General features: G+C 57.7%; 23 protein-coding genes. 15 read left to right on the top strand and 8 right to left on the bottom strand.

Annotated features, from left to right (window positions below):
- Both cpxA and trmL read left to right on the top strand, forming a co-directional pair.
- Positions 1-1,189 (top strand): envelope stress sensor histidine kinase CpxA (cpxA, locus tag FT726_RS14460; protein ID WP_346302955.1); only part of this gene is annotated, 1,189 nt, incomplete at its 5' end.
- A 35-nt stretch (positions 1,190-1,224) separates the two neighbouring features.
- Positions 1,225-1,698, top strand: a complete 474-nt coding sequence (trmL, locus tag FT726_RS14455; RefSeq protein ID WP_021507051.1) for a tRNA (uridine(34)/cytosine(34)/5-carboxymethylaminomethyluridine(34)-2'-O)-methyltransferase TrmL — start codon at positions 1,225-1,227, stop codon at positions 1,696-1,698.
- Here trmL and cysE read toward each other — a convergent pair.
- From cysE to FT726_RS14430, 5 genes are all read right to left on the bottom strand, one after another.
- A complete protein-coding gene (gene cysE, locus FT726_RS14450; protein ID WP_021507052.1) occupies positions 1,695-2,510 on the bottom strand; it encodes a serine O-acetyltransferase in 816 nt (271 codons plus the stop codon). The genes trmL and cysE overlap by 4 nt on opposite strands.
- Before the next feature lie 68 nt (positions 2,511-2,578).
- Positions 2,579-3,598: an NAD(P)H-dependent glycerol-3-phosphate dehydrogenase gene (gene gpsA / locus FT726_RS14445; protein ID WP_136546186.1), complete on the bottom strand. Its 1,020-nt coding sequence runs from the start codon at positions 3,596-3,598 to the stop codon at positions 2,579-2,581.
- Positions 3,598-4,062: a protein-export chaperone SecB gene (gene secB, locus FT726_RS14440; protein ID WP_021507054.1), complete on the bottom strand. Its 465-nt coding sequence runs from the start codon at positions 4,060-4,062 to the stop codon at positions 3,598-3,600. The genes gpsA and secB overlap by 1 nt, the downstream gene beginning before the upstream one ends.
- Before the next feature lie 40 nt (positions 4,063-4,102).
- Complete coding sequence (gene grxC, locus FT726_RS14435; protein ID WP_010616518.1) at positions 4,103-4,357, bottom strand: glutaredoxin 3; 255 nt, start codon at positions 4,355-4,357, stop codon at positions 4,103-4,105.
- 19 nt (positions 4,358-4,376) lie between these two features.
- Entirely contained in the window at positions 4,377-4,808 is a 432-nt protein-coding gene (locus FT726_RS14430) for a rhodanese-like domain-containing protein (RefSeq protein WP_222985947.1), read from the bottom strand.
- A gap of 249 nt (positions 4,809-5,057) precedes the next feature.
- Between FT726_RS14430 and envC the strand changes: the two genes are divergently transcribed.
- The 4 genes from envC to FT726_RS14410 all read left to right on the top strand — a co-directional run bounded on the left by envC (position 5,058) and on the right by FT726_RS14410 (position 9,469).
- Complete coding sequence (gene envC / locus FT726_RS14425) at positions 5,058-6,359, top strand: murein hydrolase activator EnvC (RefSeq protein WP_288421221.1); 1,302 nt, start codon at positions 5,058-5,060, stop codon at positions 6,357-6,359.
- 3 nt (positions 6,360-6,362) lie between these two features.
- On the top strand, positions 6,363-7,268 hold the full coding sequence (locus FT726_RS14420; protein ID WP_346302956.1) for a divergent polysaccharide deacetylase family protein: 906 nt from the start codon (positions 6,363-6,365) through the stop codon (positions 7,266-7,268).
- A 67-nt stretch (positions 7,269-7,335) separates the two neighbouring features.
- Positions 7,336-8,565 (top strand): glycosyltransferase, encoded by a 1,230-nt coding sequence (locus FT726_RS14415; RefSeq protein WP_346302954.1) that lies wholly within the window; start codon positions 7,336-7,338, stop codon positions 8,563-8,565.
- Positions 8,558-9,469 carry a hypothetical protein gene (locus tag FT726_RS14410; protein WP_088516666.1) on the top strand — a complete coding sequence of 304 codons (912 nt, stop codon included), beginning with the start codon at positions 8,558-8,560 and terminating at the stop codon, positions 9,467-9,469. The genes FT726_RS14415 and FT726_RS14410 overlap by 8 nt, the downstream gene beginning before the upstream one ends.
- A gap of 30 nt (positions 9,470-9,499) precedes the next feature.
- Here FT726_RS14410 and tdh read toward each other — a convergent pair whose 3' ends face one another.
- Together tdh and FT726_RS14400 are read right to left on the bottom strand one after the other, a co-directional pair.
- Positions 9,500-10,528, bottom strand: a complete 1,029-nt coding sequence (gene tdh, locus FT726_RS14405) for an L-threonine 3-dehydrogenase (RefSeq protein ID WP_058759416.1) — start codon at positions 10,526-10,528, stop codon at positions 9,500-9,502.
- Positions 10,525-11,736: a glycine C-acetyltransferase gene (locus FT726_RS14400; protein WP_058771026.1), complete on the bottom strand. Its 1,212-nt coding sequence runs from the start codon at positions 11,734-11,736 to the stop codon at positions 10,525-10,527. Before FT726_RS14400 ends, tdh begins: the two co-directional genes overlap by 4 nt.
- Positions 11,737-11,967: 231 nt before the next feature.
- Between FT726_RS14400 and rfaD the strand changes: the two genes are divergently transcribed.
- Genes rfaD through rfaC form a run of 3 tightly spaced genes read left to right on the top strand, consistent with a single transcriptional unit; the run spans position 11,968 to position 14,932 of the window.
- Entirely contained in the window at positions 11,968-12,900 is a 933-nt protein-coding gene (gene rfaD / locus FT726_RS14395; RefSeq protein WP_021507062.1) for an ADP-glyceromanno-heptose 6-epimerase, read from the top strand.
- Positions 12,901-12,917: 17 nt separating this feature from the next.
- Complete coding sequence (gene rfaF / locus FT726_RS14390; RefSeq protein ID WP_058759419.1) at positions 12,918-13,961, top strand: ADP-heptose--LPS heptosyltransferase RfaF; 1,044 nt, start codon at positions 12,918-12,920, stop codon at positions 13,959-13,961.
- Positions 13,962-13,963: 2 nt separating this feature from the next.
- Positions 13,964-14,932, top strand: a complete 969-nt coding sequence (gene rfaC / locus FT726_RS14385; protein ID WP_346302953.1) for a lipopolysaccharide heptosyltransferase RfaC — start codon at positions 13,964-13,966, stop codon at positions 14,930-14,932.
- A 14-nt stretch (positions 14,933-14,946) separates the two neighbouring features.
- On the opposite strand, the gene FT726_RS14380 is transcribed toward rfaC, so the two are convergent.
- The gene (locus FT726_RS14380; RefSeq protein WP_288421228.1) at positions 14,947-15,912 is read right to left on the bottom strand and encodes a polysaccharide deacetylase family protein; all 966 of its coding nucleotides are present in this window, start codon (positions 15,910-15,912) and stop codon (positions 14,947-14,949) included.
- A 314-nt stretch (positions 15,913-16,226) separates the two neighbouring features.
- Between FT726_RS14380 and FT726_RS14375 the strand changes: the two genes are divergently transcribed.
- From FT726_RS14375 to waaA, 6 genes are all read left to right on the top strand, one after another.
- Entirely contained in the window at positions 16,227-17,351 is a 1,125-nt protein-coding gene (locus FT726_RS14375; protein ID WP_288421309.1) for a glycosyltransferase, read from the top strand.
- Between the two features lie 43 nt (positions 17,352-17,394).
- A complete protein-coding gene (locus FT726_RS14370; RefSeq protein ID WP_058759423.1) occupies positions 17,395-18,516 on the top strand; it encodes a glycosyltransferase family 9 protein in 1,122 nt (373 codons plus the stop codon).
- A complete protein-coding gene (locus tag FT726_RS14365) occupies positions 18,497-19,498 on the top strand; it encodes a glycosyltransferase (protein ID WP_288421230.1) in 1,002 nt (333 codons plus the stop codon). The genes FT726_RS14370 and FT726_RS14365 overlap by 20 nt, the downstream gene beginning before the upstream one ends.
- A 73-nt stretch (positions 19,499-19,571) precedes the next feature.
- On the top strand, positions 19,572-20,648 hold the full coding sequence (gene rfaQ / locus FT726_RS14360) for a putative lipopolysaccharide heptosyltransferase III (RefSeq protein ID WP_104094251.1): 1,077 nt from the start codon (positions 19,572-19,574) through the stop codon (positions 20,646-20,648).
- Positions 20,641-21,774: a glycosyltransferase family 4 protein gene (locus FT726_RS14355; RefSeq protein WP_346302952.1), complete on the top strand. Its 1,134-nt coding sequence runs from the start codon at positions 20,641-20,643 to the stop codon at positions 21,772-21,774. The genes rfaQ and FT726_RS14355 overlap by 8 nt, the downstream gene beginning before the upstream one ends.
- Before the next feature lie 85 nt (positions 21,775-21,859).
- On the top strand, positions 21,860-23,134 hold the full coding sequence (gene waaA, locus FT726_RS14350; RefSeq protein ID WP_021507071.1) for a lipid IV(A) 3-deoxy-D-manno-octulosonic acid transferase: 1,275 nt from the start codon (positions 21,860-21,862) through the stop codon (positions 23,132-23,134).
- The last annotated feature ends 3 nt before the right edge of the window (positions 23,135-23,137 follow it).

Genomic DNA, 23,137 nt, shown 5'->3' with positions numbered 1-23,137 from the left:
CGACCTGATGTGGTGGCGCCGGCTGTTTCGCGCCATCGACAAATGGGCACCGCCCGGTCAGCGCCTGCTGCTGGTGACCAGCGAAGGACGGGTGATCGGTGCGCAGCACAATGAAATGCAGGTGATCCGCAACTTTATCGGCCAGTCTGATAATGCCGATCATCCGCAGAAGAAAAAGTATGGCCGCGTCGAGATGGTCGGTCCCTTCGCGGTGCGCGACGGCGAAGACAATTACCAGCTGTATCTGATCCGTCCCGCCACCAGTTCCCAGCTCGATTTCGTCAACCTGCTGTTTGACCGTCCTCTGCTGCTGCTCATCGTCACGATGTTAATCAGCTCACCGCTGCTGCTGTGGCTGGCGTGGAGCCTGGCGCGTCCGGCACGCAAACTAAAACATGCCGCGGATGAAGTGGCTAGCGGAAATTTGCGTCAGCATCCGGAACTGGAATCGGGCCCGCAGGAATTTCTCGCTGCCGGCTCCAGTTTCAACCAGATGGTGAGCGCGCTCGAACGCATGATGACGGCACAGCAGCGTCTGCTGTCGGATATCAGCCATGAATTACGCACGCCGCTGACGCGTCTGCAGCTGGCGACGGCGCTACTGCGCCGGCGTCATGGCGAAGGCAAAGAGCTGGAGCGCATTGAGACCGAAGCGCAGCGTCTGGACGGCATGATCAACGACTTGCTGGTACTGTCGCGCACCCAGCACAAGAACGCGCTGGTGAGCGAAGCGATGAAGGCCAACCAGCTGTGGAATGGCGTGCTGGAAGATGCCAAATTCGAAGCGGAGCAGATGGGTAAAACCATGGACGTGCCCTATCCGCCCGGTCCATGGCCGCTGTACGGCAACCCGCATGCGCTGGAAAGCGCGCTGGAGAACATTGTGCGTAACGCGCTGCGCTATTCACACACGCACATCAGCGTTAGCTTTGCGGTGGATATTCAGGGCATTACCGTGCACGTGGACGACGACGGTCCCGGCGTCAGCCCGGAAGATCGCGAGCAGATTTTCCGTCCGTTCTACCGCACCGATGAAGCGCGTGACCGTGAATCCGGCGGCACCGGGCTCGGGCTGGCGATTGTCGAAACCGCCGTGCAACAGCACCGCGGCTGGGTGAAAGCCGATGACAGCCCGTTAGGCGGTCTGCGCCTGACGCTGTGGCTGCCGCTGTACTCCGCCCGGCAATAATTTGCTATGCTGCGGCCCTCGTTTCCGGGGGCCTTATGCTAAACATCGTCTTATTTGAACCTGAAATCCCGCCAAATACCGGCAACATCATCCGCCTGTGCGCCAATACCGGCTTTCAGCTGCACCTGATTGAGCCGTTAGGCTTCGCCTGGGATGATAAACGCCTGCGCCGCGCCGGACTGGATTACCATGAATATACCGCGCTGAAAAAGCACGCCAGCTACGCTGCTTTTCTGGCGGCGGAAGCGCCACAGCGCTTATTCGCGCTGACCACCAAAGGCACACCGGCGCACAGCGCCGTCAGCTATCAGCCGGGCGACTATCTGCTGTTTGGCCCGGAGAGCCGTGGCTTACCGCCAGAAATTCTTAATGCGTTGCCGGCAGAACAAAAGATCCGCATTCCGATGCGCGCGGAGAGCCGCAGCATGAACCTGTCGAATGCGGTTTCAGTGGTGGTGTATGAGGCGTGGCGCCAGCTGGATTATGCGGGCGCGTTGATCAAAGGCTAGATGCCGTCGCCGTACTCAAACCCGGCGCCGGTGAAGTGCTGATCCATATCCATCGACGGTTTGTCGCTGGCTGGTTTACCGACAATGCGCGCCGGCACGCCGGCCGCCGTGGTATGGGGTGGTACCGGCTGCAAGACCACCGAACCGGCACCGATTTTAGCACCGCGCCCGACTTCAATATTGCCAAGGATTTTGGCCCCCGCGCCAATCATCACCCCTTCACGGATCTTCGGATGGCGATCGCCGCTGGTTTTACCGGTACCACCCAGCGTGACCGACTGCAGAATGGAGACGTCATTTTCCACCACAGCCGTTTCACCAATCACGATGCCGGTGGCGTGATCCAGCATGATGCCACGCCCGATGCGCGCCGCCGGATGAATATCCACGGCGAATGAGACCGAGATTTCGTTTTGCAGATACACCGCCAGCGCGCGCCGTCCCTCTTTCCACAGCCAGTGGCCAATACGGTACGCCTGCAGCGCGTGGAAACCTTTCAGATAGAGTAACGGCGTGGAATATTTGTCGACCGCCGGATCGCGCTGACGCACCGCCTGAATATCGTACGCGGCCGAGACAATCATCTCAGGATCCTGACGATAGGCTTCTTCAACAATTTCGCGGATGGCGATAGCGGGCATGATCGGGTTAGCGAGCTTGTTAGCCAGCATGTAGCTGAGCGCGCTGCCGAGATTTTCGTGCTTGAGCAAGGTCGCATGGTAAAAACTGGCCAGCATCGGTTCACAATCGGCCAGCGCTCTGGCTTCGGCTTTGATATGGTTCCAGACCAGTTCTAACTCTTCAGACGACATTGCTGTTTGCTCCCGATAAAAAAGCGCCCGATTAGGCGCTACAGGTGATAATGCTTAAGCGTCCTGCTTTAGCTTTGGCTGTTCTCGTCCTTCCTTGTACGACCAAGCAGGCTCAATGCTGCCTCTCGCGCCGATTTTTCGCAATATAATACCTGATAAATTTGCTCGGTTATTGGCATTTCCACGCCCACACGCGCAGCTAATGCTTTGACTTCTTTGGTATTTCTGTAGCCTTCTACAACTTGTCCGATAATGCGTTGCGCCTCATCCACGCTTTCGCCCTGCCCCAGCATCATGCCGAAACGGCGGTTGCGCGACTGATTATCGGTACAGGTCAGCACCAGATCGCCAAGACCCGCCATACCCATAAAGGTCGTCGGATCGGCACCCAGCGCAGCACCAAGACGGCTCATCTCCGCCAGACCGCGGGTGATGAGTGCCGTACGCGCGTTGGCGCCAAAGCCAATGCCGTCGGAGATTCCAGCACCAATCGCAATGACGTTTTTCACTGCGCCGCCCAGCTGCACGCCGATAAAGTCCGGATTGTTGTAAACGCGGAAGCTTTTGCCGCAGTGCAGCTTTTGCTGCAGATCGTCGGCAAACTGCGCGTCAGTGGCCGCCAGCGCAATCGCCGTCGGCAAACCGGCCGCCAGCTCTTTGGCAAAGGTCGGGCCGGAAATCACCGCCAGCGGAATGCTGTCGCCGAGGATTTCGCGCGCCACATCCTGCAGCAGCCGTCCGGTCTCTTTTTCCAGTCCTTTGGTCGCCCAGACAATGCGTGAGTCGGCACGCAGCAGCGGTTTGAGCTGCATCAGCACGTCGCCGAACACATGGCTTGGCACCACCACCAGCAGATCGCGGCTGGCGCTGACGACGCGGGCCAGATCGGCTTCAGGAACGAGATTATCGGGGAAAGGAACATCGGGCAGGAAAGCGCTATTGCATCGGTCAGCCTGCAGCTGCGCCACGCTTTGCGGATTGTGGCCCCACAGCAGCACCGGGTGGCCATTACGGGCCAGCGTAATGGCCAGTGCGGTGCCGTACGAGCCGGCACCGATGACGCTAATCGAAGCGTTGAGTGTAGTCATCAGGCATCCTGACGTGGCGCTTCGCCTTCACCCTGCTGCTGCAGATAATTCATGAACAGCGCATCAAAGTTGACCGGCGCCAGATTGAGCTGAGGGAAGGTACCGCGTGACACCAGGCTGGTGACACATTCACGCGCATACGGGAACAGAATGTTCGGGCAGTATGCGCCGAGGCAATGTGCCATCTGCGTGCCTTCGATACCGCTGATGGTGAAGATACCGGCCTGCTGAACTTCGCACAGGAACGCGGTGTCTTCGCCCACGGTGGCGGTGACAGTAACGCGCAGCACGACTTCATACACTTCATCCGCCAGCTGAGAAGAGGCGGTGTCCAGATCCAGCTTCACTTCCGGTTCCCACTCTTTCTGGAAAACCTGAGGTGCGTTTGGCGCTTCAAATGAGACGTCTTTGGTGTAAACGCGTTGAATCTGGAACTGCATTTCGTTGCTGCTATGCTCTGACATGTTACTGAATCCTTTAAGTGAAAATTGTCGGTCGAAAATATTATGCGCGGAGCAAGGGATCGAGTCCCTGACGCCCGTCCAGCGCGTAGAGATCGTCACAGCCGCCAATGTGCTGCGCGTCAATAAAGATCTGTGGCACCGTGGTGCGGCCGCTGCGTTTGATCATCTCTTCACGCTTTACCGCGTCCCCATCAATGGGAATCTCCTGGTATGACACGCCTTTTTGATCCAGCAACGCCTTCGCCCGGTGGCAATAAGGACAGGTCACTTTGGTGTAAATCTCAACATTAGCCATGCGGTGATACCTCAGGAAGTTATTTACCGCGAACCAGCGGCAGGTTTTCGCCACTCCAGCCGCTCACACCATCTTTCAGCACGGTCACTTTGTCAAAACCCGCTGCGCTAAGGGTGGCTGCCGGTTCTGCGGCGCTCTGGCCGGTGGCACATACCACAATTATGGGCTGCGACTTGTGCTTTTCCAGCTCGCCGAAGCTGCCTTTTTTGATATCGACTGCGGCGATGTTAATAGCCCCTGAAATGTGTCCTTTGCGATAGTCGTCGCGTGAACGAACGTCTACCACCACCGCGTCCTCTTTGTTGATCAGGTGGGTTGCTTCACCACGGCTGATGGTTTTTACCTTAGAGAACATTCCTTTAACGGTGGTTACAATCACCAGAATAAGTAAAGCGACCCATGCCAGACTAAGGATGGGGTGATTGCTTGCAAACTGCATAATTTCTTGCATGAGGGGTAACGACTCCAGACCGGGGCTAATAAGCTAAAACAAGGGTTCTGAGTATACCTGCGCCACTTCGCATGTACAGTCGCGAAGCGGGCAGAGTTACGATTTGTGCGTCATTTTCCAAAAAAAGTGTTCTAATCGCAAAATTGAGACAATCTTTATCCCGGTAAGCTGTGGCCGACATCTTTCGTAAAGCAAAACCCGGCCGGGATAACTGGTAAGCGGCTGTTCATCGTGGAATAATTATCGACTATGAAGGGAAAAGCGACCGTTACACACACAAGGACCCGTTACAACGACCCGGCATCTCCGTTGTCATTTCGCTGGTCCGATATCTCCCTTAGCCTGCTTTGTGCGGGTGCGTTGCTGTTGCCCGTCGCCGCGCATAGCGCCGATGACAGCAAAACGCAGCTAAAGTCCATTCAGCAGGACATCGCCGAAAAAGAGAAAAGCGTTAAAGCGCAGAAGCTGCAGCGCAGTAAGCTGCTCGATCAGCTGCAGAGTCAGGAAAAAGTGATTGCCCAGGCCAGTCGCCAGCTGCGTGAAACCCGCAACAGCCTGAGCGCGCTGAACGGCGAAATCGCCCAAACCACCGCCGCGATTGCCCGGCTGGAAAAGCAGCAGGCGCAGCAGGAAAAACTGCTGGCGCAGCAGCTGGATGCCGCGTTTCGTCAGGGCCAGCACAACGGCGTACAGCTGCTGCTCGGCGGTGAAGAAGCACAGCGCAGCGAACGCATTCTGGCCTATTTTGGCTACCTCAATGCCGCCCGGCAGAAAAACATCGACGAGCTTAAGCAGACTCAGCAGGAACTGGCGCAGCAGCGTCAGGCGCTGCAGGGCAAGCAGGAGCAGCAAAAGTCGCTGTTAGCGCAGCAGCAGACGCAACAGAACAAGCTGGAAACCGCCAGCGCCGCGCGTAAGAAAACGTTGTCCGCACTGGAGAGCGCGCTGGAGAAAGACCAGGCCGATCTGGTCGAGATGCGCCAGAACGAAAGCCGCCTGCAGGACAAAATTGCCAAAGCCGAACGTGAGGCGCGCGAACGGGCGCAACGCGAAGCGCGCGAGGCGGAAAAAGTGCGCCAGCGTCAGGCCCAGGCAAAAGCCAAAGGCTCCAGCTATTCCCCTACGCAAAGCGAGCGCGAGCTGATGGCGCGCACCGGCGGCCTTGGCCGGCCGGGCGGACAGGCCACCTGGCCAGTGCGCGGTCGCATTGAACATCGCTTTGGTGAAGCAATGCAGGGCGAACTGCGCTGGAAAGGTCTGGTGATTGATGCCCCGGAAGGCACTGAAGTCAAAGCCATTGCTGATGGTCGCGTGCTGATGGCCGACTGGCTGCAAGGCTACGGCCTGGTTGTGGTCGTCGAACACGGTAAAGGCGATATGAGCCTTTATGGCTACAATCAGAGCGCGTTGGTGAGCGTCGGTGCGCAGGTGAAGGCAGGACAGCCTATCGCCCTCGTGGGCACCAGCGGCGGCCGCGGCACGCCCTCGCTCTACTTTGAAATTCGTCGTCAGGGACAGGCCGTCAATCCACTGCCGTGGTTAGGAAGATAAGTGTTGTTTCAGTCCCAAAAGCTTAGCGCCGCCCTGTGCGGGCTGTTTTTCACCTTTGCCGCCCATGCGGGAAAACTGGCTATCGTCATTGACGACTTCGGCTACCGCCCGGCTGAAGAGAATAAAGTGCTGCAGATGCCCGCCGCGATTTCTGTGGCGGTGCTGCCCAATGCGCCTCATGCGCGGGATATGGCAACCAAAGCGCATCAGGGCGGTCACGAGGTGCTGATTCACCTGCCGATGGCGCCGCTGAGCAAGCAGCCGCTGGAAAAGGATACGCTGACGCCGGAGATGAGCAGCGAAGAGATCGCGCGCATCGTGCGTGACGCCAGCAACAAAGTGCCGTATGCGGTTGGCCTGAACAACCATATGGGCAGCAAAATGACCTCCAGCCTGCCCGGCATGCAGAAAGTGATGCAGGTGCTCAATCACTACAACTACTACTTCCTCGATAGCATGACCATTGGCAACAGCCAGTCGGTCCCGGCCGCACAGGACACGCAGGTTAAGGTGCTGAAGCGGCGCGTATTCCTCGACGACAGCCAGAATGAAGCGGCGATTCGCACCCAGTTCACTCGCGCAGTGAAGCTGGCACAGCGTGATGGCTACGCTATCGCCATTGGCCATCCGCATCCCACCACGGTACGGGTGTTGCAGCAGATGTTGCCGACGCTACCGGGCGATATCACCCTCGTCCGCCCCAGCCAGTTGCTCAACGAACCGCTGCGCCAGGGCGCTACGCCGCCGGCCAGCACGCCGGTGCAACCGCGTACCCCGGTATTCCGCGCGCCTGGCGTGTGTAAGCCGGGCCAGCCGCTGCCTGCCGTACCGCAGAGTCGTGCGGTGGAGGTGGTGACAGAGAGCATTACCGGCAGTTCACTCGTGCAGTCGCTTAAACAGCTATTCTGATTATCAGGCGCAGCGGGCTGCGCCTTATTTAACGCCACACCTTTTCCGCGCAAGGATATCGGAACAGATGACGTCAACCAGAAAGAAAATTCTGCTGCTGGATACCGGGCGCGAATGGGGCGGCGGCACCAACAGCATGCTGGAATTACTCAAGCGCATCGATCGCCAGCGTTTCGCTATCACCTGCTGTTTTTATCAGAATTATGCGCGTGGCAATCAGGAGACCATTGCCTCGGTATTAGACGCGATCGGCATTCCGGTGCTATTTATTGCGCAGCGCCGCCAGCCGCTCTGGGCAAAAATCACCAAAGAGTTGCTGCGCACCCTGCTGTTTTTTAACCGCGCGGTGAAAAAAAGCGCCATCGACCACATCGATCGCCAGTGGCGCATGCAGCCTAACGCCCGCCAAATCGCGACGATTTTACGCGACGGTGGCTATGATGCGCTGTACATGAATAATCAGCCCAGCACCAACGTTGAAGGCTATCTCGCCGCTGAACAGACTCACGTGGCGTTAATTCAGCACTGCCGCATTGACCCGTTACTCAATAATGCGCTGGTCAACATGATTAATCGGCATTGTGATGCGGTGATTGCCGTGTCACAGGGCGTACACCGCACCTTAAGCGAAAGCGGTGTTGATGCGCAGCGCTGCTTTACCGTATCCAACGCTATCGATATTCATCAGCCGCTGCCGGTGCGTGAGGCGGTGCGTCAGCGCTTTGATTATCCCGCGGATACCTTTATTTTCGGCTCCATCGGTTCCCTGATTGCGCGTAAATCCAACCATCATATTTTGCAGGCGCTAGGTGCATTCAGCCGCGCGCATCCTGCCGCTAAATGGAAAATGGTGATCGTCGGTGCCGGCCCGGAGCAGCAGCACTTACAGCAGCTGGCACAAAAAGAGGGGATTGCCGCGCAGGTTATTTTTACCGGCTTTCAAAATAACGCGCTGGATTATCTGGCGGCATTCGATACGTTTATTCTCGCCTCAGCCAGTGAAGGGCTGCCGCGCGTGGTGCTGGAAGCGATGCTGGTGAATACGGCGGTGATAGGTTCGAATGTCGTCGGTACGTCGGAATTAATTCAACACAGCGAGACCGGTTTACTGTTTGACTATGGCAATACGCAACAGCTTAGCCAGCATCTTAGCGCGCTGTGGCAGGATACTGCACTGCGCCAGCGTTTAATCGCCGCCGCCGCCGCCCGGGTGCGCGAGCGCTATAGCATTGAACATTACGTGTCGGGCGTGGAAAACATTCTGGAAAACGTCATGGAGAGAAAAAAGCATGTTTGATTTTTTAAATAAACACCGTCGCTATATTCTCTCGCGCCACAACATTCCCGCCACGCAGGCGGATGCGCAGGGCACAATTGCCGTCAGTTCTGTGGTCATTCCCTGTACCGGCGCTGATTACATTGAAGAAGCGGTGCTCAGCGCTTATTTTGCCAGCCGCTGCGCCGACACCATCAGCGAAATTGTCATCGTCAGCGATCAGCCTTCCAGCGCTTTTCCGCCGCTGCCGGCACGCGTGCGCGTGGTGACGCTGGAAGTGCCGTTTCGAGAAGAAAACTACCGTTATAAACAGATCTACCGCAGCCGCCTGATAAAACTTCAGGCCCCCTTGCAGGCGACCGGTGAAGGTATATTGATGATCGATTCCGATCTCAATTTATTAAAAACGCCGGATATTGCGATGCGTGAGCATCATCTGTATAGCAGCTTCCGTCAGGGCAAGATGATCGCCAAACTGGCCGGCGCGCCAGAAGAACATATTCCGGCCTATTACCACCACACCGTTCGCCCTTATTTGCAGGATCACGTGAATGGCGCCTATCTGGCGGCCTCCCGTCGCACATGGCAGCGTATTTGTCCGCTGTGGCTGACGTTATTTAATGATACCTGGGAATTGATGAACGACGACCAGCCGCCAACCGATCAGCTACCGCTCGCTGCCCTGCTCGACCTGCTGGATATCCGCACGGTCAATCTGGGCGAGTGGGCTAACTGGCCGGTGTCGAAACGCATTGGCGGTCAGTCGGCCGTGATTCCACCGCAGGTGATTGGCGCGCATGGCGGCTTCCCCTTAAGTGAATGGCAAAAATATTTGCAGGATCCGCACCAGCCGCTGAGCTTCAAAGGCCAGGACTACACGCGTAAGGTGCGTTACCTGACCGATGCGGAAAAACAGCAATCCTGAGCATCACCGGCCCGCAGGCCGGTATGTCGTTTAATCCCAGCTCAGTACCACTTTGCCTGAACGCCCGGAGCGCATCTCGTCGAAGCCCTGCTGGAAGTCGTCGATGTGATAGCGATGCGTGATGATCGGCGTCAGATCGAGGCCGGACTGAATCAGCGCGGCCATTTTGTACCAGGTTTCAAACATCTCACGGCCGTAAATCCCCTTGATAAACAGCCCCTTGAAGATAACCTGATTCCAGTCAATCGACATCTCACCCGGCGGAATGCCCAGCAGCGCAATGCGTCCGCCGTGATTCATGGTCTCCAGCAGGGTACGAAACGCCGGCGGCGCGCCGGACATCTCCAGTCCGACATCAAAGCCTTCGGTCATCCCCAGTTCCGTCATCACCTCGCGCAGATTCTGCTGCGCCACGTTGACCGCACGCGTCACGCCCATTTCACGCGCCAGCCCGAGGCGATATTCATTGATATCAGTGATCACCACGTTTCGTGCGCCGACGTGCTTACACACCGCTGCCGCCATAATGCCAATCGGTCCGGCACCGGAAATCAGCACATCTTCTCCCACCAGATCAAACGAGAGCGCGGTATGCACCGCGTTACCGAATGGATCGAAAATCGCCGCCAGCTCGTCGGAAATATTGTCGGGAATTTTGAACGCGTTAAACGCCGGGATCACCAGATATTCAGCGAAGCAGCCCTGACGATTAACCCCGACACCCACGGTATTACGGCATAAATGGGTACGGCCGGCGCGACAGTTGCGGCAGTGGCCACAGGTGATGTGACCTTCGCCCGATACGCGATCGCCAATGGCGAACCCCTTCACTTCCTGACCGATACCGACCACTTCGCCCACGTATTCGTGGCCGGTGATCATCGGCACCGGAATGGTTTTGCGCGACCAGTCGTCCCAGTTATAGATGTGCACATCGGTGCCACAAATGGCGGTTTTGCGGATTTTAATCAGCAGATCGTTATGACCGGGCTCCGGCACCGGTGCGTCGTGCACCATCCAGATCCCCTCTTCCGCTTTCAGTTTAGCCAGTGCTTTCATCCGTTGGCTCCTGCAGTGATAACCCCTAACTGTTGTCCGATGCGCGTGAAGGCCGCCACCGCGTGCTCCAGTTGCGCCTGAGTGTGGCCGGCAGAAATCTGCGTGCGAATGCGCGCCTGGCCCTGCGGCACCACCGGATAGAAGAAGCCGGTAACGTAGATGCCTTCCTGCTGGAGCAGACTGGCAAACTGCTGCGCCACTTTGGCATCGCCCAGCATTACCGGAATGATGGCGTGATCGGCACCGGCCAGCGTAAAGCCCGCGGCGGTCATTTTTTCCCGGAAGAAGCGGGCGTTTTCCCACAGCCGCTGCCGCAGCCCATCGCCTTCGTTCAGCAGATCCAGCACGCGCAGCGATGCGGCCACAATCGCCGGTGCCAGCGAGTTAGAGAACAGATAAGGGCGCGAGCGCTGACGCAGCCATTCAACCACCTCGCGTTTTGCCGCCACGTAACCGCCGGACGCGCCACCCAGCGCTTTACCCAGCGTGCCGGTCAGAATATCCACGCGATCCATCACGCCGCAGTATTCATGCGTGCCGCGTCCGCTTGCGCCGACAAAGCCCACCGCGTGCGAGTCATCCACCATCACCAGCGCATTAAACTCATCGGCCAGGTCGCAAATGCCCTGCAGGTTAGCGATCACGCCATCCATGGAGAACACGCCGTCGGTGGCAATCAGCAGATGGCGCGCCCCCTTGTCGCGGGCCTCCTGCAGGCGCGCGCGCAGCTCAGCCATATCATTGTTGGCGTAACGATAGCGCTGGGCTTTGCACAGGCGGATGCCGTCGATGATCGACGCATGGTTGAGCGCATCCGAGATAATCGCGTCTTCCGCGCCCAGCAGGGTCTCAAACAGCCCGCCGTTGGCGTCGAAGCATGAGGAGAACAGGATGGCCTCTTCCATGCCGAGGAACTCCGCCAGCCGGCGCTCCAGCAGCTGATGGCTGTCCTGCGTGCCGCAGATAAAACGCACCGACGCCATGCCAAAACCATGCGTATCCATACCGTCTTTGGCGGCCTGAATCAGCGCCGGATGGTTCGCAAGGCCGAGATAGTTATTGGCGCAGAAGTTAATCACCGGCGGGCTATTGGCGACGTTGATTTCCGCCTGCTGCGCCGAGGTCAGGGTGCGCTCCTGTTTGAACAATCCGTCCTGCCGCGTTGTCTCAAGCTGTTGCCGGATTTGTGAATAGAACTGATCGGACATGATTCTGCTCCTCAGATAGCAAAATTTTGGCACATATTACTGATCGAAAAGCGAATGGACGACAATTCAGCCAGGGAAATCTCCGTTTTGCAGCATAGTTCACGCGGCGCGCAGGATTTGTGCAGCGCGATCGGCGTCATCTGGCTGTCCGCATCGGGCTGAAATGTTATGATGTTAGGTATTCGTGCGTGAAACCTCCTGTTTCACCCCAACTGTTTAAAGGCAAAGCATATGATTATCGTAACCGGCGGCGCGGGCATGATTGGCAGCAACATTGTGAAAGCGCTCAACGATCGCGGTCATACCGATATCCTGGTGGTGGATAATCTGAAAGATGGCACCAAATTCGTGAATCTCGCGGATCTGGACATCGCGGATTACATGGATAAAGAGGAGTTCCTCACCTACATCATGTCGGGTGAAGATCTGGGTCCGATTGAAGCGGTGTTCCATGAAGGTGCCTGTTCAGCCACCACCGAGTGGGACGGTAAGTACATGATGGATAACAACTATCAGTACTCGAAAGATCTGCTGCACTTCTGCCTCGAACGTGAAATTCCGTTCCTGTATGCCTCCTCGGCCGCCACCTACGGCGGGCGTAACGAGAACTTCATTGAAGAGCGCCAGTACGAGCAGCCGCTCAACGTGTACGGCTACTCAAAAATGCTGTTCGACCACTATGTCCGCCAGATTCTGCCGGAAGCAGATTCGCCGGTGTGCGGCTTCCGCTATTTCAACGTGTACGGGCCGCGTGAAGGCCATAAAGGCAGCATGGCGAGCGTCGCGTTCCACCTCAATACGCAAATCAGCAACGGTGAAAATCCTAAGCTGTTCGAGGGCAGCGACAGCTTCCGTCGTGACTTCATCCACGTTGATGATGTGGTGGCGGTCAATCTGTGGTGCTGGGAAAACGGCGTTTCCGGCATCTATAACTGTGGTACCGGCCGCGCCGAATCTTTCCAGGAAGTGGCGGATGCGGTGCTGAAGTTCCACCAGCAAGGCCAGATCGAATACATCCCGTTCCCGGACAAACTGAAAGGGCGCTACCAGGCCTTTACGCAGGCGGATCTCAGCAAACTGCGCGCCGCGGGCTATGACAAACCGTTTAAAACCGTTGCGCAGGGCGTGGGCGAATACATGGCCTGGCTGAACCGTCACGCATAAGGAAACCGGCACCGGCGATGAAAATTCTGGTTATTGGCCCCTCCTGGGTCGGCGATATGATGATGTCGCAAAGTCTCTATCGCACGCTGAAACAGGCGCACCCTGAGGCGGTAATTGATGTGATGGCGCCGGCCTGGTGCCGGCCGCTGCTGTCACGCATGCCGGAAGTGAATCAGGCGCTGGCGATGCCGCTTGGCCACGGTGCGCTGGCGCTGGGTGAGCGCCGTCGCCTGGGCAAAGCGCTGCGGGCCAGCGGTTACGATCGCGCCTATGTGCTGCCAAACTCTTTTAAATCGGCGCTGGTGCCGTTTTTTGCCGGCATCAAACGCCGCATCGGCTGGCGCGGCGAAATGCGCTATGGCGTGCTGAATGACGTGCGGGTGCTGGACAAAGCCGCGTTTCCCTTAATGGTGGAGCGCTATGTGGCGCTGGGCTATGACCAGCCGGTTGCGGCGGCAGCACAGTTGCCTCAGCCGCTGTTGTGGCCGCAGCTGCGCGTCGACGACGATGAAAAACGCATGACCGCGGCGCAGTTTGCGCTGTCGGCCGATCGCCCGGCCATCGGCTTCTGCCCCGGCGCTGAGTTTGGTCCCGCGAAGCGCTGGCCACACTATCACTACGCCGCGCTGGCGGCACAGCTGATTGCTGAAGGCTATCAGGTGCTGCTGTTCGGCTCGGCTAAAGATCGGGAAACCGGCGAGGCGATCCTGCAGGCGCTGCCGGACACGGCACGCGCGCACTGCCGCAATCTGGCGGGCGAAACGCAGCTGGAGCAGGCGGTGATTCTGATCGCCCACTGTGCTGCGGTCGTCAGCAATGATTCCGGACTGATGCACATTGCCGCCGCGCTCAACCGGCCGCTGGTGGCGCTGTATGGCCCGAGCAGCCCGGATTTCACGCCGCCGCTATCCCATCAGGCGCGCATCATTCGCCTGATTACCGGCTACCACAAAGTGCGCAAAGGCGATGCCGCAGAGGGCTATCACCAGAGCCTGATTGATATTCAACCGGCACGCGTGCATCAGGAACTCAATGAGTTACTGCATCCGGTGCAGGAGTAACCATGCACGTTTTGATTGTTAAAACCTCGTCGATGGGTGATGTGCTGCACACGTTGCCGGCACTGACCGACGCGATGCAGGCGATTCCCGGCATTCGCTTCGACTGGGTGGTGGAAGAGAATTTTGCGCAAATTCCTGGCTGGCATCCGGCCGTTGACAAAGTCCTGCCGGTGGCGATTCGTCGCTGGCGCAAACACTGGTTTGGCAGCCAGCAGCGCGAGGAGCGCGTGCAATTCAAACGCGAGCTGCAGTCACGTCAGTACGACGTGGTGATTGATGCCCAGGGGCTGATTAAAAGCGCCGCGCTGGTGACGCGCCTCGCCAAAGGCATTAAACATGGCCAGGACAGCCGCAGCGCACGCGAACCGTTCGCCAGCTGGTGGTATGACAAGCGTCATGAGATTGGCAAGCAGCAGCACGCCGTGGAACGCACGCGCGAACTGTTCGCGAAAAGTCTGGGCTATGAAAAACCGGCCACGCAGGGCGACTATGCCATTGCCGGTCATTTTCTCGCGGCGCAACCGCAGGATAGCCAACCGTACCTGGTGTTTCTGCACGCCACAACGCGCGACAACAAACACTGGCCGGAAGATCACTGGCGCCAGCTCATCGCGCGGGTTCAGCCCACTGGCCTGCGCGTCAGGCTGCCGTGGGGCGCCGAACACGAGCACCAGCGCGCGCAGCGGCTGGCAGCAGGGTTTGATCACGCAGAGGTGTTGCCGAAGCTAACGCTGGAGCAGGTGGCGCAGCAGCTGGCGGGCACCCGTGCGGTGGTCTCGGTGGATACCGGTTTGAGCCATCTGACCGCCGCGCTGGATCGCCCCAACATCACCCTGTTCGGCCCGACTGACCCGGGTCTGATTGGTGGCTACGGCAGGAATCAGCATGCGTTACGGCCCGCTCAGGGCAGCAGCATGGCAGACATTCAGCCTGACGACGTGATGGCCATGCTGGCTGAGATCGCGCTATAACGCGATTGGGCGGCTTAGCGCTGCTGTTGCTTCAGCAGGGCAAACTCCGTGAGCGTCATCCCCTGCGTCCGGGTCGCCAGCCAGCTGAACAGGCCTTCCAGATCGTCATACAGGCGTTCAATATCAGCCTCCGTTTTAAACGTGGGGCTGCCATCTGGCATAAACTCGGATGAATGCAGCATGAACTCCACATAGTCGTTGCCCTGTGCGAGCGTCTGTTCTGCCACCTGTTTCATCTGGGCCAGATTCCCCCCCACCGGACGCAGCCAGTTCACTGAAGGTCCACGCTGCCTGCCGCGGATGCCATTCCACACTTGTTTGAGCTGATTGGTGAACGCGCCATAGCGATACTGAATGCTCATCGGCAGTTCCAGCAGCGGGCTGTCGCCCGGCCTGGAAATATCCTGTTCATCGAGGAAATAAGCGCGATCGGGGAAATGGCTGTAATCCGTTCCGCCCTGTCCCTGCGGTGCACCCTGCGCATTACGCCAGCTCACGCGCGGCGTAACCGAGCAGTCAACCAGATAGCCCTGGTCGATCAGGGCGCGGGCGTACACTTCATTAAATGCCCAGCGGCCGGCGCGGTGGCTGGTCATTTTACGCTGAAAAGCGTTCTCCAGCAGATCGGTCATAAAGGCGACTTTATCGCGCAGGACGTTTTCCGGATATTCGATCAGATAAGGTTGGTAACGCCACTCATCGTCGGTCAGCGCATATTCAGGTGGACTGTACCAGGCATGTAAATGCATACCGATTTCGCCCTGACCGCGCGCCAGCAGATCGCGCCCGAACTCGACATAAGCCGGGTCACTGGCCATCTCATAGTTGGTCAGCCAGGTCGGTTTAAAACCGTATTTCTCACACAGCGCCTGGAAGCGCGGTAAAAACCGGACGTTATGGGTAGTGACCTTGCCGCTGCGATTGCGCCACAGGTTATCCCCTTCGGTATCAAGGGTAATTAAAAAGGCAGGTTTTTCCATAACTTATCCGGTGAATTACAGTGTTATAATCGCTATGGTACGCAACGCTCCTGACGGGCGCAAACTTTTCCCATGCGGGTTCAGGGGGAAGTCGATAGCGGTATAAGATTAGTTAAACTAGAATAATTTAAACTCTTCACTGGCCTGAATTTTAGCAATTAACCGAGCGCACGTTCGTGTAAAATTACCTGGCCATAAAAATAATTAATTGAATTTTCTTATATTAAGTCCTGATAGCACCGGGAATGATAGCAGCTAAGTCTTTACAGCAGACTGGCATGTAGGGGTAAAAAATTTTGTCGAAACGCATTTTAATGGTGATTGATGGCCTGCCGGGCGGCGGCGCCGAAAAAGTCGTACTGACTCTGGCGGGGGGCTTCCTCAGTCAGGGACACCAGGTTTCGATCTTCTCATTGCGGAAGGTATGTGATTACCCTATTCCGGCTGGCGTGGATTACCAGGTGATTCTTGATCGCTGTAACCACCCGTGGCGCAAGCTGACAGAAACATGGCGCCGCGCGCGCCTGCTGGATCGTGCGGTGCGCGACAGTGAAGCGCGGCACGGCAAATTTGATCTGATCCTCTCTCATCTGCATAAAACTGACCGCATTGTCAGGCAAACGCCTGCGCTCGATGGAGACAGGACCTGGTTCTGTCTGCACGGCGTGTTTTCTGCTTCGTATCTGGCACGTAAAACCGGCTTCTCGCTATGGCTGAAGCGGCTGAAAATCCGTCACGTTTATCAGGATCGCCAAATCGTCGGGGTTTCGCAGTACGTCATCGACGATATGGTGCAAAACATTGGCGTACAGCCCCGCCAGGCCAAAGTGATCGCCAATCCTTTCGATTTTGACAGCCTCGCCCGACTGGCGGCTGAACCCTGCCCGTTAGCCGGCACCGATTTCCTGGTGCATGTGGGACGCTTCCATGAAACCAAACGCCATGACCGCCTGCTCGAAGCCTATGCCCTGAGTGGCATCACCGCGCCGCTGGTTTTGCTGGGACAGGGAAGCGAAAAAATAACGCAAAAATTGCGTGAGCAGGCGCAGAATTCTGCCATTGCGGAGCGCGTACGCTTCGAGGGTTTTCAGCGCAATCCTTATCCCTGGATACGGCACGCGCGCCTGCTGGTGGTCAGCTCCGACAGTGAAGGTTTTGGTAATGTGCTGGTCGAAGCCCTGAGCTGCGGCACCCCGGTGGTCAGTACGCGCTGTCCGGGCGGTCCTGTTTCAATCCTCACCGGCGAACTGTCACGCGGTCTGGCAGAGATGAATGCAACATCGCTGGCAGAAAAAATGCGAGAAATTTATACAACTCCCCCCAGGTTGCAACATCTGGACTTAAGCATTTATAGTTTGAGCGTTGTTTGCCAGCAATACCTGCAGCTTATTCAGGTGGCGGAGACGTCATTTTCAACCACGCAGCACGTTTCAGGTTAACAGGTCCCCCATGACGGTGTGACCGAATCATGGGGATGACTACTTGACGTACGTACTACTGTTTATTCTTTTTTCGCCGGTCAAATGGGTGATGAAGTTTGTCCATGGCCGCACCGGTAAAAACCTGGTGATACAAACCGCTAAAATCGGCGACTATATTAATATCACGCCGTTATTATCCCACCTGGGAAAAAGCGATGCCCTGCTGAGCTATAGTGTCGCCCCGCTGGCTGAACGTGACGCCACGCTGGAGCACATCTGGTATATCGAAGATCATCGCTCCGGTTTGATGAAAAAAATAAAACTGGTGTGGCAGCTGCTCAATCGCTACGACAATATTTATTTGCTGCATCCCACCAATCTCAATTTATTTATTGCCGCCTGCTGCAATGCCAGCAACAAACAGTTTCTTTCCAGCTATCGGCGCAAAGGCTATCAGGGCCTGTTTTATTTAACGGCCAGCGGCGTGGTTTATCACGAGAAAAATACCTTAACGCTGGAAAATTACCTGAAACTGGCCGATCGCTCTTTTACCAAAGAGAGTTATCCCAAACATGCCACCCTGCCACTATGGCAACCGGAAACGCTGCCCGCGGAAATTACGCAGGCGCCGGGCATCCGTATTGGTATTAGCGTAACGGCAGGAAATCAGGCCAAAACCATTCCGCCGTTAATCTGGTGTCGGCTTTTCGACCACCTGAGCGATCTCCCCTGCACTTTTTTTGCATTCGGCGCACCGAATGAACAATCACGCGTTCAGGAGTTGTTTAAAGTTGCCGGTCAGCGAAACAATCTGGTGAGTCTGGTAGGTAAAATTCCGCTCGAGGCGCTGCCTGCCGCCATTAACGAGATGGATTTCTATATCGCCTCGGATTCCGGCAATGTGTATATTGCCGACGCGCAACAGGTACCGGTGATTTTAATTTATGGTCCCTGCTGCGTAGAGGAGCAAAGGCCGCTGGGTGACGTGCTCTTAATTGGCCCGAACCACATCGCGCCCTCTTCGTTTGTGTTCGCTGCGCAATACAAATTTGCCCATCCGGTTGAACAGCTGTTCGAGCTGGATGAACGCAAGCTAAATGATATCCATGATTTTATCCGCACCCGGCAGCAGCAGCGCCTGGCGCGACGGAACAACGAAGAACATGACAGCGCAGCCCGATAGCTCATCCCCGCTACTCAGTCTCATTATCCCGATGTTTAACGCTGGTGCTGACTTTACCGGCTGTATCAATGCATTGCTGGCGCAAACCCTGACGTCGCTGGAGATCATCATTGTTGACGATGGCTCCACCGACGGCTCCGGCGAGCGCGCCGACGCGCTGGCGCAGCAGTACCCACATATCCAGGTGGTTCATCAGCCGAACGGTGGCGTGTCGCGTGCGCGCAATGCCGGGCTGGCTGTGGCGCGGGGTAAATATGTCAGCTTTCCCGACGCCGACGACACCATGGACCCGGCGATGTACCAGACGCTGGTCGACATGGCGGAGCGCGATCGGCTGGACGCTGCGCAGTGCAACGCCGAGTGGTTTTTCAAGGCCAGCCAGACAACTAAGCCGATGATTCCGCGGGATCGCCTCACCAGCACCGGCGTATTAAGCGGGCCGGAGTGGCTCAACAAGGCGCTGAAAACCCGGCGTTACCTGCACGTCGTGTGGCTCGGTATCTACCGCCGTGAGCTGATCGAACAGCTTAATCTGCAGTTTGAACCCGGTCTGCATCATCAGGACATCCCGTGGACCACTGAGTTCATGCTCAACGTTAAGCGCGTGCGCTACACCGATCGGGTGCTGTATCGCTACTACATGCACGATGCGTCGATCAGCAACCGCAAGCGCACCGGCCAGCACAACGTCGACTATCAGCGTCACTACCTGAAAATCGCGCGCATGCTGGAAGAGATCAATACGCGCTATCGTCACAAGGTGAAGATTTATCCGAGCTTCCACGCGCAGATTACCCGCGAAGCGCTCAGCGTGTGCCACGCTATCCGGCGCGAACCAGACGCCGCAGCGCGCCAGGCGATGATCGCCGATCTGTTTAGCAGCCAGACGCACAAACGCATGCTGCGCAATGCGCGCGGCGCGCGTCAGTGGTATCAGCTGCTGCTGTGGCTGAGCCGCATTTATCGCTGGCGCAATAAATAAGCGCCCGCCGCGGCTTTAACCCCTCCAGGGTTTGCCCTACAATCAGCTCACTGAATTTTGAGATGATTTGAGTATGGCAAGCCCGATTCCAGCCCACTTTGCACCGCAAAATATTTTGCTGATAAAGCTGCGTCATCATGGCGATATGCTGCTGACCACGCCTGCCATCAATGCGCTGCGCCAGCGCTATCCGCAGGCCAACATTGATGTGCTGCTGTATAAAGAGACGCGCCCGATGCTGGAAGCGCATCCGGCGATCCGTCAGCTGCATATCATCGATCGCAACTGGAAAAAGGAAGGCGGCTGGCAGAAGTTTCGCCATGAGGTCGCGCTGGTGCGGGCGGTGCGCGCCTGCCATTACGATGTGGTGATTAATCTGGCCGACCAGTGGCGCAGTGCCATTATTACCGGCCTGTCCGGTGCGCCGGTGCGCATTGGCTTTGCGTACCGCAAGCGCGACAACGCGTTCTGGCGCTGGTGCCATAACCAGCTGGTTTCCACCGACCGTCACCATCAGCTGCACACCGTGGAACAAAACATGACGGCGCTGCAGCCGCTCGGCATTCCCACCGCCGGGGCGACAGCCTCCATGCATTTCAGCACGGCCGACCAGCAAAAAGTGCAGGACGTCCTCGCTCAGCAGCCGATTACCGGACCGTTTGTGGTGCTGCAGCCCACCTCGCGCTGGGTTTTTAAGTGCTGGGAAGATGAAAAGGTGGCGCAACTGATTGATGCGCTGGCCGCTGATGGTCGCAGCGTGGTACTGACCGCCGCGCCCGATCAGAAAGAGCTGGCGATGATCGCCCATATCCAGTCGCTGTGCCGCACGCCGAACGTGGTGTCGCTGGCGGGCCAGCTCTCGCTGCCGCAGCTGGCGGCGCTGATCGACGCGGCACAGCTATTTATTGGCGTCGATTCCGCACCGATGCACATGGCCGCGGCGCTGCAGACGCCGTGCCTGGCGCTGTTCGGCCCGACCAAGCTGCAGCACTGGCGCCCGTGGGGCGACAATAACCGCGTTATCTGGGCGGGCGACTATGCGCCGCTGCCGTCACCGGATTCGATCAATACCAATACCGAGCAGCGCTATCTGTCTGCCATCCCGGTTGAGGATGTGCTTGCCGCCGCCAGGAGCCTTTTGCATGACTAAGTTACGGCTGGCGATTGTCCGGCAGAAATATCGGCCGGACGGCGGTGCCGAGCGCTTTATCTCACGCGCGCTGGAAGCCCTGGACGGCGAGCAGCTCGATCTCAACATCATTACCCGCAGCTGGCAGGGCACGCCGAACCCGGCCTGGCATCTGCACATCTGCAATCCGGCAAAGTTTGGCCGCATCTCGCGTGAACGCGGCTTTGCCCGCGCGGCGCGCGCCTGCTGGGAGCGGGAAAAGTTCGATATCGTACAGAGCCACGAGCGCATCGCCGGCTGCGATATTTTCCGCGCCGGCGACGGTGTGCATCGCGTATGGCTGGAGCAGCGCGCGCGCATTGTTTCGCCGTGGCAGCGGCTGAGCGCCAGCCTGAGCCCGTACCATCGCTATGTGCTGCAGGCGGAAGCGGAGATGTTCAATGCGCCCTCGCTGAAAGCGGTGATCTGTAATTCGCACATGGTGAAGCAGGATATTTTGCGCCACTTCGCGCTGGATGCCAGCAAAATCCACGTGATTCACAACGCCATTGATAGCCAGCGTTTTCAGCCTGCCAGCGATACGCTGCGTCACGCCGCGCGTCAGCGACTCAACCTGCCGCAGGACGCCACGGTGATGATCTACGTTGGCTCCGGCTTCGAACGCAAAGGGCTAAAGGCCGCTATCGAAGCGGTCGCTAATAGCGATCGCTACCTGGTGGTGGTCGGCCAGGACAAACAGCTGGCGCGCTATCAGCAGCTGGCGAACCAGCTTAACTGTCTCGGCCGCCTGCGCTTTGCGGGCGTGCAGCAGGACGTTCAGCCGTTTTATCACGCTGCCGATGCGCTGCTGTTGCCAACGCTGTACGATCCGTTCCCCAATGTGGTGCTGGAGGCGATGGCCTGCGGGCTGGCAATCATTACCAGCACCGGCTGCGGCGGCGCAGAATTTATCACCAACGGTGAGGAAGGTTTTGTCTGCGATGCGTTGGATATCAAAGCGTTAAACGAAGCGGTAATGGCAACGCCTGCACTTTCGCACAATCCGGCGCTGGGCGAAGCCGCACGTTGCAAAATTGAACCTTATGGTCCGCAAAGACTGGCGCAGGCGCTGACTTCGCTTTATCAGCACGTTCTGCAAACCCGTTGACGAAGTGGTATGAGCAGGCGGTCAGTTTCTGTTAACATGCCGCCTTTCCTGTGTTTTTTGACGCGAACTGGTCGTAACCTTAACTATGACGACTCTCTATACAGCCCTGCTTTATCTGATTCAGCCACTGATCTGGCTGCGCCTGTGGCTGCGCGGTCGAAAAGCACCGGCCTATCGTAAACGCTGGGCGGAACGCTACGGCTACTGCAGCGGTAAAGTAGCGCCGCACGGCATCGTGCTGCACTCGGTTTCGGTCGGTGAAACGCTTGCCGCCGTGCCGCTGGTGCGCGCGTTGCGTCATCGCTATCCGACGCTGCCCATTACCGTGACCACCATGACGCCCACCGGCTCCGAGCGCGCCCAGTCGGCGTTCGGCAAAGACGTGCATCACGTCTATCTGCCGTACGATTTGCCCGGTTCAATCAACCGTTTCCTCGATACCGTCGACCCGCGGCTGGTGATTATCATGGAAACCGAACTGTGGCCGAACATCATTCGCATTCTGCATCAGCGCCAGATTCCGCTGGTGATTGCCAATGCGCGCCTGTCTGAACGCTCCGCCAGAGGTTATAAAAAGCTCGGCGGTTTCATGCGTGACCTGCTGCAGCGCATTACGCTGATCGCCGCGCAGAACGTTGAGGACGGCGATCGTTTCCTCAGCCTTGGCCTGAAGCGCTCGCACCTGGCCGTGACCGGCAGTCTGAAGTTTGATATCTCCGTTACGCCTGAGCTGGCAGCACGCGCGGTGACGCTGCGCCGCCAGTGGGCGTCGCGCCGCCCGGTGTGGATCGCCACCAGCACGCACGAAGGCGAAGAGGCCATCGTGCTTGACGCCCATCGCCGCCTGCTGCAACAGTTCCCGGACCTGCTGCTGATTCTGGTGCCGCGCCATCCGGAACGTTTTAAAGATGCCTGCAACCTGACGCAAAAACGCGGCTTCAGCTTTACCCTGCGCAGCAGCGGCGAGATCCCCTCCAGCGCCACGCAGGTGGTGATTGGCGATACCATGGGCGAACTGATGCTGCTGTACGGCATCGCCGATCTGGCCTTTGTTGGCGGCAGCCTGGTGGAGCGCGGCGGCCACAATCCGCTCGAGCCCGCTGCGCATGCCATTCCGGTGCTGATGGGCCCGCACATCTGGAACTTCAAAGATATCTGCGCCCGTCTGCAACAGGCGGAAGGGCTGATTACCGTTACTGATGTGGTGTCGCTGGAAAAAGAAGTGGCGAACCTGCTGCAGGATGACGATTATCGCCGCTACTACGGCCGCCACGCGGTAGACGTGCTGCACCAGAATCAGGGCGCACTGCAGCGTCTGCTACAGTTACTCGAACCGCATCTGCCTCCACGAGCTCATTAACGC

Origin of the sequence: Pantoea sp. Morm (assembly GCF_016643525.1) — a bacterium.
Taxonomy (GTDB): domain Bacteria; phylum Pseudomonadota; class Gammaproteobacteria; order Enterobacterales; family Enterobacteriaceae; genus Pantoea; species Pantoea dispersa.
The sequence above is the reverse complement of the archived record's forward strand: the minus strand, read 5'-3'. Positions and strand labels throughout refer to the sequence as shown.